Annotated in this window: 7 protein-coding genes and 1 CRISPR repeat array (1 of these 8 only partly in view); all 7 genes read left to right on the forward strand. The window is 41.5% G+C overall.

Features of this window, described 5'->3' with window-relative positions; all coding sequences use genetic code 11:
- The first annotated feature begins 44 nt into the window (after positions 1 to 44).
- On the forward strand, positions 45 to 1370 hold the full coding sequence (locus DC077_RS01390) for a DUF3100 domain-containing protein (protein WP_109201525.1): 1326 nt from the start codon (positions 45 to 47) through the stop codon (positions 1368 to 1370).
- A 428-nt stretch (positions 1371 to 1798) separates the two neighbouring features.
- Positions 1799 to 2770, forward strand: coding sequence for a type I-F CRISPR-associated endonuclease Cas1f (cas1f, locus tag DC077_RS01395; RefSeq protein ID WP_109201526.1), 972 nt, complete (start codon positions 1799 to 1801; stop codon positions 2768 to 2770).
- Entirely contained in the window at positions 2767 to 6555 is a 3789-nt protein-coding gene (gene cas3f / locus DC077_RS01400) for a type I-F CRISPR-associated helicase Cas3f (protein WP_109201527.1), read from the forward strand. Before cas1f ends, cas3f begins: the two co-directional genes overlap by 4 nt.
- 292 nt (positions 6556 to 6847) lie before the next feature.
- Positions 6848 to 8179: a type I-F CRISPR-associated protein Csy1 gene (gene csy1, locus DC077_RS01405; protein ID WP_109201528.1), complete on the forward strand. Its 1332-nt coding sequence runs from the start codon at positions 6848 to 6850 to the stop codon at positions 8177 to 8179.
- Positions 8172 to 9152 (forward strand): type I-F CRISPR-associated protein Csy2, encoded by a 981-nt coding sequence (csy2, locus tag DC077_RS01410; protein WP_109201529.1) that lies wholly within the window; start codon positions 8172 to 8174, stop codon positions 9150 to 9152. Before csy1 ends, csy2 begins: the two co-directional genes overlap by 8 nt.
- Positions 9153 to 9232: 80 nt before the next feature.
- A complete protein-coding gene (csy3, locus tag DC077_RS01415) occupies positions 9233 to 10204 on the forward strand; it encodes a type I-F CRISPR-associated protein Csy3 (RefSeq protein WP_109201530.1) in 972 nt (323 codons plus the stop codon).
- A 9-nt stretch (positions 10205 to 10213) separates the two neighbouring features.
- Entirely contained in the window at positions 10214 to 10795 is a 582-nt protein-coding gene (gene cas6f, locus DC077_RS01420) for a type I-F CRISPR-associated endoribonuclease Cas6/Csy4 (protein ID WP_109201531.1), read from the forward strand.
- A gap of 161 nt (positions 10796 to 10956) precedes the next feature.
- A CRISPR array of direct repeats spans positions 10957 to 13940; the repeat unit is 28 nt; unit sequence GTTAACCGCCGCACAGGCGGCTTAGAAA (it continues 1244 nt past the right edge of the window).

Consider the following 13940-nt stretch of genomic DNA (forward strand, 5'->3'; position numbering starts at 1 on the left):
AATAATAAAAAGAGAGCACAGATGTGACTCAGGAGGATTAGGGTATGAGTAAGCATGAGCATTATGCAAAACTATTGGATTGGCGTCTGCACCTTGTGGTAATTATTGTTACCGTTCTTGCAGAGATGATCGGCATTATGAAGTTTGATATTGGCATTGGGATTGTGATTCTTCTTCCTCTGCTATATGCCTTTCTCTTCTCAATTCTCTTTAATGGCAATATTATTCCAGGAACGGGCAGAATTATTGGTCCGAGCGCACAGACGGCAAGTCATTGGGTATTGATCTGTGTGATGCCTTTTATTGCAAAGTTCTCAATCGGTATCGGCCCGAAGATTAATGATATTATCGCAGCAGGTCCGGCACTTGTTCTACAAGAGCTAGGGAATGTGGCAACGGTTTTAGTTGCGATGCCGGTTGCGGTTCTTCTCTTTAGAATGGGGCGTGAATCTGTGGGCGCGACACACTCAATTGCGCGTGAACCCAATATTGCATTAGTTGCAGATCGTTTTGGCATTAAGAGTCCAGAAGGGATCGGGGTGATGGGCGTCTACGTGATGGGGACACTTTTCGGCGCGATCTACTTCTCTCTTCTTGCCGGTTTTATGGCTTCATGGGATTACTTCGATGTTCGTGCTTTAGCAATGGCATGTGGTGTTGGAAGTGGCAGTATGATGGGGGCATGTTCAGCCTCACTTGCTGAAGTGGTTCCAAATCAAGCAGAGGATATTGTTGCGTTTGCCGCAACTTCAAATCTTTTAACTTATGGGACAGGACTCTTTGTGAGTGTTTTTGTGGCGTTACCTCTTGCCGAGTATTGCTATAAATTTTTAAGCAAAATCCGTAAGCCTGCTGCAGTCAATAACGCGATGGAAGCGGCCTTAGAGGAGGATTCACTCTTAGAAGCAGAAGTGGTAGAAGAGGGTGAAGAGCTTCGTCTTTCAACGATTCAGGTACTTATCGCATTGGCGGTGATGTCTGTCATTCTTCTGATCTCTAACTGGGCAGGGACAGGAACCTCTCCATTAGTAGCTCTCCCTGGGATGATCATTATCTACGCTTTAAGTGTTGGTGGCGTTCTCTTAGGTAAGGTCATTCCGATTAAGATTCCGGCAATTGCATGGATCTCCCTTCTTGCGATCTTCTTCGGGCTTCCCTTTATGCCAACGGCAGATCATCTAGTCATAATGACAGAGAAGTTAGGGCTCTTACCACTTATCACCCCGGCATTGGCCTATGCAGGTATTGCAATTTCAAAACGTGAAGTGGATCTTTTTAAAAAGTCAGGAATCAAGATCGCAATTGTTGCACTTTTAACCTTCACCGGCACCTTCTTAGGCTCAGCCTTTATTGCTGATCTTCTGCTTTAGGAGAAGAGCTACTTTTTTCAATAAGACAATCATCAGTTGAGATAATAAGAGTGATTTCGATTAATTCGGAGTTACTCTTTTTTTATCTCAAAAATCAACCGCTCTATCTAGGCGCTCTCCTAACAGCTTTATTCGTAAACTTACCCTAAAAAGACAAATTTGCGGTTGGTAGAAATTTATAAAATTGAATCATAATGGCGTCATTGATCATAAAGTTTGTGGTTTTATGACTTCTATGACTTCTATTATTTTATGACTTTTATAGGATTTATTATTTTAATAATGATATTTGTTAATACAATATATCTATTTTTTGTTATTGTGAGAATAGAGGGTATCAAGCATTATTTTATTGTATCTAGTAATGCATCTTACAATGCATCTTGTTATACCTCCTTAAAAATGAAGCGATTAGGTAGAGGTTAATTATGGATTATCTACATGGTTCTGATTTGAAAGCGATTCTTCATTCGAAGCGTGCGAATATCTATTATTTGGAATATTGTCGAGTGCTAGTTAATGGTGGGCGCGTAGAGTATGTGACCGATCGAGGTAAGGAAGCACTCTATTATAATATTCCTATTGCGAATACGAGCTGCTTATTATTGGGAATTGGAACATCAATTACCCAAGCGGCTGTTCGGGATTTAGTAAAAGCAGGTGTAATGATTGGATTTTCTGGAAATGGTGGAACACCACTATTAGCAGGTACAGAGCCTGAGATAGCATGTCATTTTTTCTCTCCTCAATCAGAATATCGTCCGACAGAGTATCTACAAGCATGGTGTCAGTTTTGGTTTGATGATGATAAACGCTTACAAGCAGCTAAACTCCTTCAAAAAGCGAGGTTGCAGTTCACGCTCAAGATGTGGCAGAAACATTCCTGGGAATTCAATATTAACCTGCTAAAAGAAGCTGTAGAAAACTATGAGCGTGAAATAGAACAATGTTCAAATACTCAAGAACTACTTTTGACAGAGGGTCGTTTAACGAAGAAACTCTATTATTTTTCGAATCAAGCAACCTTAAATGAAGCAAGCTTTCGCAGAGATTCAACAGATAGCGATTATCGAAAAAAAGATCCTACCAATCGTTTTTTAGATCATGGAAATTATTTAGCATACGGCCTTGGTGCAACTGCCTGTTGGGTTTTAGGCTTGCCTCATGGATTATCGATTTTACATGGAAAAACGCGTAGGGGTGGGTTAGTCTTCGATGCAGCAGACATTATTAAAGATGGAATTGTTTTACCTTTAGCTTTTATATCGGCACTTTCAGGAGATAATGAACGTGAATTTAGAGAGAAAGTGATAGAGGTGTTTCGAAGTTTAGAGGTATTAGATCATATTTTTGAGGTACTTAAAGAGATCGCTAATTATCAATATGAGGAGAAAAAATGAATGTACTGCTTATCTCTGAATGTAGTGGTAAAGCACTTAATGAGACTCGAAAAATTTTAGATCAGTTTGCCGAGAGAACAGGGCGTCGTACTTGGCAAACAGCGATGACGATGGAAGGCCTGAAAACAGTTCATCGTCTATTGCGTAAAACGGCTCGTAAAAATAGTGCCATTGCTTGTTTTTGGATTCGAAGTAAAAATCACACAGAGCTCCTTTGGACGGTAGGACGACCCTATACATTTAATGAGCGGGGGAGAGTACCCACAAATCGAACTAAACGTCGTGTTAATCCTCAAGATGAGATTCAGTGGAGAGATGGACGAACCATTGAGATTGTAGCTACGTTAGCCGCGTTATTACATGATCTTGGTAAAGCAACTATTGGGTTTCAAGAGAAGTTGCGGCCTGGCGGGCAAGCTATAGACCCTTATCGGCATGAATGGCTCTCCTTGCAACTCTTTTTGTTGATTATTAAAGATTGCCAAACAGATTTAGAAGCATTAGAGCGTCTAGCCCATTTTGAGTGGGATGATGAACTTTTTCGGGAGTTAGAAGAGCAAAATTTTGATCATGTGACGATTCCTGATCAACCATTGATTCAGCTTCTTTCTTGGTTGATTGTCTCTCATCATAAGCTCCCTTTAGCCTCTGTTGAAGAGAGAGGAAAGAAGCAAAATATCTGGATAACACGAAAGAAATTCTTTGCAGAGTTACGGGCAATGAAGGGATGGGTTAGAAATAGTGCCGAGAATGATTTGAAGTTTTGGCATATTTTAACTGATCCAGAACGTGTTACGCCTGAGTTAACGAAGCAGTTTAAAGGATGGAGTGATGCGCTAAAATATTGGGCTTCACAAGCATTACTATTATCTCTATATGAGCGTGGTCAAGGGCTTCTTTCTCCATTTATACTCTATTTAAGCCGTACAACTTTGATATTAGCAGATCATACTTACTCTTCTGTAAGATCAAGCCTAGGATTGCGCTTTTTTGAACAGGTAGGAGATCAATATCTTTATCGCGCATTACCATTGATCGCCAATACATTTAGCCGTGAAAATCAAGAACCTAATCAGACATTAGCACGTCATTTAACAGGAGTTGCCGGACAAGCTTCTAATTTTGCTCGTAAACTCCCTTTTCTACGGCAAGAGTTGCCTTTTTTGAAAGAGAAGCCTCTCTTAATGAAGAGTCGTACGCCTAAACACCTTACTAAGTTTATTTGGCAAGATTCCGCAACGCAATTGGCAAGGAGGCTTAATTTACAATCAGAAACAGAGGGATTCTTTGGCATTAATATGGCTTCAACCGGGCATGGTAAGACGCTTGGTAATGTCAAAATTATGAATTCGCTTCAAAGCGAACAGCGAAGATCGAGATTGACGATTGCTTTAGGGCTTCGTGTGTTAACCCTGCAAACAGGGGAGAAGCTTAAAGAGGACTTAACACTCTCAGATTATGAGATTGCGACTTTAGTGGGGGGTGTTGGTGTCTCGGAACTCTATGCTTTAAAAGCGAAAGAGAGTCAGCAAATGGCTTCGAATAATTCTGAGCACACTTCATTGCAGATTGATGAGGATGATTCTCAAATGTCTCAAGTGGAAGCACAATATGCAAATCAAGGGAGTGAGTCTTTGACTGCACTTGTTGAAGGGGATGTGTTAGGTGGATATGATACAGCCTTAACTGAAGAGGATCTGGGTGTTGCTATATCAGATCAGAAAGCGCAGAAACTACTCTACTCTCCGATTGTAGCTACCACAATTGATCATCTGATACCTGCTACCGAAACAATGCGTGGCGGTAAGCATATTGTCCCTATTTTACGGCTATTGACTTCTGATCTTATTTTGGATGAAGTGGATGATTTTAGTCCCGAAGATCTCTATGCTGTAACGCGCTTAATCTACCTTGCCGGAGTATTAGGAAGTAGAATTATGCTCTCTTCTGCAACATTAGCACCGGATCTGATTGCGGGGTTATTTGAAGCTTATAGTCAAGGTTATCGATTATGGCAGAAACAAAATTTAGCAGATACAAGTGATGAGAATGGCAAAGTATTGGTTGCTTGGTTTGATGAGTTTAAGTGTGAATCAACCGTCATTGATGTAGCGTTAATTGAGAGTGATTTGGAAGATGAGTTAAAAGAGTATGAATTAAATGTAGAGAAGTCGGAAACGTTTAATATTGATCATACGCGCGTGCAGTTTATGGAGCACCATAATGATTTTGTCTCATCTCGGGTAAGGGCGCTTGAATCTATGCGATTAGCGCGACCTATGCGCCGAGGAGAGCTTATTCCATTTGAGTTTTCCCCGAAGACTTGTAGCGCAAATAGTGAAGATTATCAACAATTAGCCGCCTCATTATTACCCTCGATTATAGAGATGCATCATAATAATAGTGAGCCTATTCCAGAGTGGTTACAAACACAAGTTCTTAAGGCTCAACGTATAATAGAATTACCAGATAGAGAAAATATTCTATTGAAACCGATGGATTTAAGTTGTGGGGTTTTAAGAATTGCCAATATTCGCCATATTTTGTCATTGACTCGAGCATTTTTTGAATTATCGCTGCCGAAAGATACTCATCTCCATATTGTTCCCTATCATGCACGGCAACTGTTATTACTTCGCTCTCAATTAGAGAAGATCCTTGATCGACTCTTTAACCGTAAGGTTCCAGAGCAGCTCTTTATGCAGCCTGAGATCAAAGAGGCATTGATTGCCCATCCTGCTCAACATCATATTTTTCTTATTATTGCTTCGCCAGTGATTGAAGTTGGAAGAGATATCGATCTTAATTGGGCAATTAGTGAACCATCAGCAATGAGTTCTCTAATTCAATTAGCCGGAAGAATTATGCGTCACCGGGAGTTAGGGCAACTTTATCAATCTATTATCCCCTCTACTTCATCTAAGAAGGGGAAGACAGAAAATCCAATTGAAAAGATTGATAACTTACCGACGAATGTTGGTGTATTAGATCGTAATTTACGCAGCTGTTTTTCAAATACGAAGATTGCTTATGAAAAACCTGGCTATGAAAATGCTCAATATCGGTTAATAGAACATCAAGGAGATAATAGTTATCAATCTCTCTTTAGAGAAGTGGAACTTTCCGTGATAGATTCAATTCCAAGAATTATGAAAATAGAAGCGGAAGGCGAATCGATGGTAGCTGAGGATAGAACTGCTCCAAGACGGCGCAGGCGAAGTGCTCGGAATCAGGATAATATTATTAAATGTAGATATCTATCTGATTTAGAGCATACCGTTCTAAGGGCATGGTACTTTCCCAAGAAAGATGGAAAACCCACCGAGAATCTGATGAATATCTTTTGGAACCCACGATATGCGGTGCATCTACGAGCCGATCTACAAGCTGAAACCCCTTTTCGAAAGAGTTATGGCAGTGACCGGCGTTATATCTATTTTCCTTTTTCCGATATTAGAAAAATCAGTGATATTGAAGATGCTGACTTTAAGTTTATTGCTTATGAGAGTTTGCAAGAATTCTATCAAGAAGGAGAAGATCGAGATTTAGTTAGTCATGAGCAATTAGTCTCCTCAAAGAACTCCTTAGAGATTACTAGGGAGAATTCACAAGTCTCTCGCTGGTTAGAATTAGATGTAAAGCAGGAGTTTGCAAAAATATGCCGGCAGATTAAGAAGAAATCATATCGATCCTCGGCGATTAATTTTTTAACGATCGAATTAGATCAAACGAAGCAATTCGATTTCCATCCATGGTTAGGGTTTTACCATAGGGGTAGAGTATAATGTCTACCAACTGCTGAATAAGCAGCTGAGAAAATTTAGTAGTTATTTTGTTTATTATCCGCCGAACAGGCGGTGACCCAGTGTTTTATAGCACTGGGTTTTTTTATAACCTAAAATTCTATATCCATTTATTAGTTTTTTTGGTTGAATATTATTTTTGGTTGACTTAATATAATAATGAGAAAGGAAAAGCATATATTCATTCTAGTATATAAAGCAGTTAAGTTAATTTTTATATGGATAATTTTGATATATGTTTATATTTTGATTTCCCTGGTTAAGAGGAGGTTGTATGGAAACATTGACATCTTCTATTGTGAAAGAACGGCTGAGACTCTTTTTTGAAAAAGAGCTCAAAATTTCGCCTGACACAATAGAAGAGTGGTTTGAGAAAAATATTGAGCGTGCTGCGGGCTTGCAAGCGGGAACTCATATTTCGAAAGGGGTACATTCTAGCTCCAAAGGAAGTAACTTTACCTTTAAACCAAGTGGGCAGGAGTTTGATCACTATGTTGGTACCCATTCAATTGAGAAACCATTATTGGATGTAACGGGTAATGGCGCTTCAATCACCTTAATGCGCGTTGTAACGGCACCGATTACAGAAGATAAATCGTTATATGATCTTTTGATGACAGATGATGAGGTCCTTGATGGTCTCTTCTCTAAAGATAAAGAGCGCTCAAAAGCGATGCAAAAAGCGCTTAAAGAGATCTTTGTTAATGATGAAGAGGTGATAGTAGATGGCGATTGGAATAAGATGCTTATTTGGCCTGTTGATGGGTGTGATTCCATTGATGATGAGCAATATCATAATCTAATTCCGCTACATGCATCCGCCTTACTCTATGAAGCAAATCAGAGAATTAATCAGCGCTATAGCGATGAGATGAAAGCTGCGAGAAAAGCCCGGCAAGATTGGCAGAAAATCGATCCTGAGAAAAAGGAGCTGCGGGCAGAGAAGCTTCAGGATTTAAAACCATATTTTAATTTCCAAAATTTAGCACGCATACATTTAGGGGGTGCTCACCCTCGTAATGTGGGGTTGCATACCCATAATCTTTTTGGGCGCAATCATCTGCTTCCCTCATTTCCTCCGACGGGGCAGTTAAGAGATAATTACTATCTTCATCCAGATAGTGACTCTATTTTTGATAGTCGACTTTCGTATCATTGTCGTAATGCTTTCAGAGAGCTAGAGATCGCTTTAAGACGCATCCAATATCATGACAAGATTAATATTGATATTAAATTACAAATTAGAGATGCACTCGATACGATTTTTTATCGAATTATTCAAGTGATTGAGCAATATCAACGAAAAGCAGCAGGATGGAGTGATGATTATAATTTAGAGCTTGTCGAAAAGCATTGGCTAGATCCTGATAATCCTCGCTTTGAGGAGAAGCCATTAAACCGAATGGAAATTGAACGGATATCAAGCCGAATCCAGGGGTGGATTGTCAATGTTATTCAAAAGAATCCAAAGCTCTCCTCATTGTTGAGTTCGCAAAATATTGCAGATACCGAGTATCAAGAATGGCTGAAAATGTTGAAAATTACTCTATTTAGCTCTTTAATCCCCCTTGATAATTTGCTGAGTGAGGAGACGACACATGTGTAATACTAAACCTGAAGAGATAACTTACTACCTTGTCCTTAATCACCTTACAGTTCGAGATGCAAATGCAATCTCAGGGAATTTAATTTATGGGTTTCCGGCATTAACGGCCATTGAAGGATTTGTTCATGCTTTAAACAGAGCTTTAATTAAAGAGGTAGAAAATAGAGATATCGATGATAGAGAGAGCGATAACCATCCTCTACAAGAAGCTCGATATCAAAGCTGGATGTTGGTAGCGCACGAGTATGAAGCCAAAGTTTATCGTGAACACTCAGGTCGAGATTATACCTTTCTACAAAGAAAGGCGCCGTTAACCCGCTCAGGTGCGAATCCTCCTATTATTGAAGAGGGACGTATTGATTTAAAACTCTCTTTAGTCATTGAAATCAGTGTGTTAGAGAGTTTAAATGAAGCGAAATTGCAGCAAGGGAAATCAATCATTAAGCATTGGTTATCACAATCTCGGTTTGCCGGCGGTGTTGTTGAAGCTCATGAAGATATCCATTGGCTTGAATCAGAAGTGGATGATGAGCAGATGAAAAGGAAGATTATCAAGCAGGTTGGTTTTGGTTATCTCCTCTGCTCAAGGGAAGATCTAATGGGAAAATTATTAGATGAGAATCCGACGAAAGATGCCTTAGATATTCTGCTCGATACTGCAAAACTTCAGTATGAACCTCCTCAAGATATTGATAGCCGCTGGCAACTTAAAACTTTACAACAAGGGAATGGTTGGATTGTCCCTCTCATGGTGGGATACCAATCAGTCTCCAAAGTATTTGAGCCTCATGCATTAAAAGCGATAAGAATGCCGGAATATCCCACTGAATTCGTGGAACCTCTCTATTCTCTTGGACAATGGATATTAACTTATCGAATAGTATCGGATAGAGCGAAGTTACCACTTTCCCACTATTTTTGGTTTAACGAGAGGGAAGCAGGGCAATATCTATTAGCTTCACCTCAAGAATAAATTCCACAAAATTGTATTGATGTAATTATTTTATAAATCATGATGTTAGGTAGTTTGTTTTTTTATCATAGGAGATAAATATGACGAAAGTAACTTATCCAAGCGTATTGGCTTTTGAGCGTAAATTTGATTGTTCTGATCTCTATTTCTTCCAAAAGCGTGTAGGAAGTGATGAGAGCCCCTCTCCTATATCGCTTACTGAAAAAACTGTTTTGGGGACCATCTCTCACAAAAGTGCGAAAGAGAATGATAAACGTTCTGCCAATATTCAGCGAGTTGATGTCGCAAAACTCGATAATGATAAAGATAGTTTAGTTGCGAAATGGAATTTCAAGGTTCTCCCATTTAACGGTAAGCCTTGGAGTTGTAATGAGCCTGAGTTTCAGAAGAAGTTGATGGCATTAGTTGAAGAGTATCTGGCAGATGAGACTAATCTTTCCGCACTTACCGATCGTTATGCATATAACATCATTAATGGTCGTTGGCTTTGGAGAAATAGGGTTTCGGCTAGAAATATCCAGCTCGAAATCTATCAGGATGGAGAATCAGATCCATTTATAACTATTGAAGATGTGAAGGATTATCCATTATTACAGTTTTTGAAAGATGAGAATGTAGAACATCTATCGAGAGTGATTGCTCAAGGATTGAAAGGTGAACAATTTGTAAATCTAAAAGTGGTTGCAACTGCATATATTGGTGAGGGACATGAAGTCTACCCATCACAGGAATTTGTACAAGATGCAAGTTCTGCTAAAGGGGCAAAGAGTAAAGTGCTCTATAGCACCAACGATACCGCGGGTATGCATTCACAGAAAGTGGGCAATGCAATTAGAACAATAGATACTTGGTATATGGACGATGCACAATTTCCCATTGCTGTAGAGCCATTTGGAACAGTCTCCACTATGGGTGAGGCTTTTAGAGCAAAGAATCACTTTTACAAATTCTTCGAAGATTGGATTGTAAAAGATAAAGAGATTTCCCTCGATGAGAAGCATTTTGTGATAGCTAACTTAATTCGTGGTGGAGTTTTTGGTGGTAAATCTTAAGGAGGTCGTATGATTATTACAGATTACTTAGATTTAAAAGCCATACCCCAAGAAGAGATGACGGAAGATCTCATTATCAGCGAATTGATGATGGCGATTCATAATTTGTTAATTTCAAGTGGGCTAAAAGGAAAGGTAGGAGTAGGGTTTCCTAACTATAACTTGAATAAGCGGCTAGGTGGCATTATTCGTCTTTTTGCAAGTACAGAAGTGCTTCAGCAATTTGATCAATATATCCGTCAAAATCATCTTATTCGTGATTATGCTTTAGTAACTTCCATAAAAAGAGTTCCAGATGAGGTGGATGATTATGTCATTTTTTCAAGATGGAGACCCCAATCAATTAGTAAAAGCCAAGTGAGACGTTATCAAAAGCGTCATCCTGAAAAGTGGAGTGATGCTGTTTGTGAATATGTTTTAACTGAGCGTTCTTTACCTTTTGGCATTCCGCACTTTAAAGTGAAAAGTGGAAGTACAGGACAGACTTTTACAATTTGGGTAAAACGACACTCTTGGGATAAGCGCAATCAACGTCATGGAGTATTCGATAGTTATGGCTTGAGTAAAACTGCTGCTGTTCCTATTTTTTAAAAAAGAATGCACCTTTCTGATTAGATAATAACCCTAATTTTTCGTTAAGATGTAACTTATTGATTTTTAATCATGAAAAGTAATCTAGAAAAATTAGGGTTTTTTTATCCCTGTTCTTTAACAATTTGGATATAATGAGCGTTCTAGAAGATTTATCTCTAGTTAACCGCCGCACAGGCGGCTTAGAAATTTATGGGAGCGCGTGGGAATAAATTCGTAAAGTTAACCGCCGCACAGGCGGCTTAGAAACGTACATGCGCCAAGTACCCCCACGCCATGTAGTTAACCGCCGCACAGGCGGCTTAGAAAGCTCGGTGAATTTAAGATCGTGGCGCTCAATTGTTAACCGCCGCACAGGCGGCTTAGAAACAGCGCTCTCCCTCGGATTCAGAGCATCTGTAGTTAACCGCCGCACAGGCGGCTTAGAAATTATGCCCCCCTGCGGTGGTAGCTTACTTTTTGTTAACCGCCGCACAGGCGGCTTAGAAATACGGTTGGAAAGGATCTGCTTCTAACCATAAGTTAACCGCCGCACAGGCGGCTTAGAAACTCGCCGGTGGGCAGAGGGCATGGCTAAAACCGTTAACCGCCGCACAGGCGGCTTAGAAATTATCAGGCTTAACAGGCAATGATTACAACGTGTTAACCGCCGCACAGGCGGCTTAGAAACCCCATTAATCCTACCTTTTTTTATCTCTCTAGTTAACCGCCGCACAGGCGGCTTAGAAACGAAGCAACAGTTAACGGCCAAAAAGTCGTGTGTTAACCGCCGCACAGGCGGCTTAGAAACTGAGATGTGGGTTTGATTCCCACCAGGCTAAGTTAACCGCCGCACAGGCGGCTTAGAAATACTGTCTAGCGTGCTTACATGCTGTTTTGCAGTTAACCGCCGCACAGGCGGCTTAGAAAGGACAGATCGATAGCAGATACGATCGCATTTAGTTAACCGCCGCACAGGCGGCTTAGAAAGCTACTCTGAATTGCGTTAACTGTTTCAGTTGGTTAACCGCCGCACAGGCGGCTTAGAAAGGACAGATCGATAGCAGATACGATCGCATTTAGTTAACCGCCGCACAGGCGGCTTAGAAAACCGCCTTGTGGGCGCATATGATATTGATTAAGTTAACCGCCGCACAGGCGGCTTAGAAAAAACGAGAAACCGCAAACGTGAGCTACGCTTGGTTAACCGCCGCACAGGCGGCTTAGAAAGAATCTTGCTCGACATCCCTGCATTGTCTTGCGTTAACCGCCGCACAGGCGGCTTAGAAAGCTCGTCGATGGTAAACCCCTTTATCCAGGATGTTAACCGCCGCACAGGCGGCTTAGAAAAATAACGAGTACAATAGGATTCGCCAGAACAGGTTAACCGCCGCACAGGCGGCTTAGAAAAATCACTAATGCATCAAGGTTTGCATAATCACGTTAACCGCCGCACAGGCGGCTTAGAAAGATTGGCTCGCTCGAGCAATTGTGGATTACCCGTTAACCGCCGCACAGGCGGCTTAGAAAGCCGCTGCAATCTGGTACAGAGATAACGCCGGGTTAACCGCCGCACAGGCGGCTTAGAAATAGATAGCTGCAAAAGAGATCTGCCGGAAAATGTTAACCGCCGCACAGGCGGCTTAGAAAGCAATGTCCTTCAGCGTTAAAACCCGTGATGCGTTAACCGCCACACAGGCGGCTTAGAAATCAATACGATTCATATCGCTTGCGCCGGGAAGGTTAACCGCCGCACAGGCGGCTTAGAAAACCCAGATGGCAATCCCTATCTCTCAACTGCTGTTAACCGCCGCACAGGCGGCTTAGAAAATGGTTTGTGGTTTGGTCTTTTGGTATGGTACGTTAACCGCCGCACAGGCGGCTTAGAAACATGGTTGCCACGTCGGGCATAGTTGTGGGCAGTTAACCGCCGCACAGGCGGCTTAGAAATCGAGAGCATCATAATACTGCCTCTCGCTTATGTTAACCGCCGCATAGGCGGCTTAGAAATTGATGCTCTCTGACTTAGCTTGGTGATCTGTGTTAACCGCCGCATAGGCGGCTTAGAAAGATTTGAAAAAGGTTTTAATAGAAAGAGATAAGTTAACCGCCGCATAGGCGGCTTAGAAATTTAACGAAAGCCTCTGGACGGTAGACTGCAAGTTAACCGCCGCATAGGCGGCTTAGAAACTTTACCCCTTAGACGCTCGGCGCTTGCCAGAGTTAACCGCCGCATAGGCGGCTTAGAAATTTTTGTGCAGCTGCTTCTGCGCTCTTAATAAGTTAACCGCCGCGTAGGCGGCTTAGAAAAAATCGATTGCGGATATGCTCCATAGGTGAGCGTTAACCGCCGCATAGGCGGCTTAGAAATATTTCATACACGAGAACTATAAATAGAGGTGGTTAACCGCCGCATAGGCGGCTTAGAAAGCAACTGTCTTCCCGCCGATCTGCTGCAAAGAGTTAACCGCCGCATAGGCGGCTTAGAAATTGATGCTCTCTGACTTAGCTTGGTGATCTGTGTTAACCGCCGCATAGGCGGCTTAGAAATTAAGGTAGGCCAGAAAACCTCTTATAGTATCGTTAACCGCCGCATAGGCGGCTTAGAAAGGTGCATCTTTCGCTATCAACATATAACGAATGTTAACCGCCGCATAGGCGGCTTAGAAATAAAGCTGATGAGATCTGGATAGTGGAAGGAAGTTAACCGCCGCATAGGCGGCTTAGAAATCTTCGCTTTCGAAGATTGTGCGTAATCTATGGTTAACCGCCGCATAGGCGGCTTAGAAATATCCTATGTTAGAAGCAATCAAAGCGGAGCTGTTAACCGCCGCATAGGCGGCTTAGAAATTGCAAAGCTTCGAGAAGATACACAGAAAGAGGTTAACCGCCGCATAGGCGGCTTAGAAATGCTGAAGCTCCTTCAAAAGTTGTTTTACCTGGTTAACCGCCGCATAGGCGGCTTAGAAATGAGATTTCATGAAGAGCCGGAAGAGTATGAAGTTAACCGCCGCATAGGCGGCTTAGAAAAACGAAAGATTATCCCTTCTATCGCGTGCTTGGTTAACCGCCGCACAGGCGGCTTAGAAACATTCATTGTCTGATAGCTTCAGCATCAATTGGTTAACCGCCGCACAGGCGGCTTAGAAACATGGTTGCCACGTCG

It is taken from the genome of Ignatzschineria cameli (assembly GCF_003121895.1).
GTDB lineage: Bacteria > Pseudomonadota > Gammaproteobacteria > Cardiobacteriales > Wohlfahrtiimonadaceae > Ignatzschineria > Ignatzschineria cameli.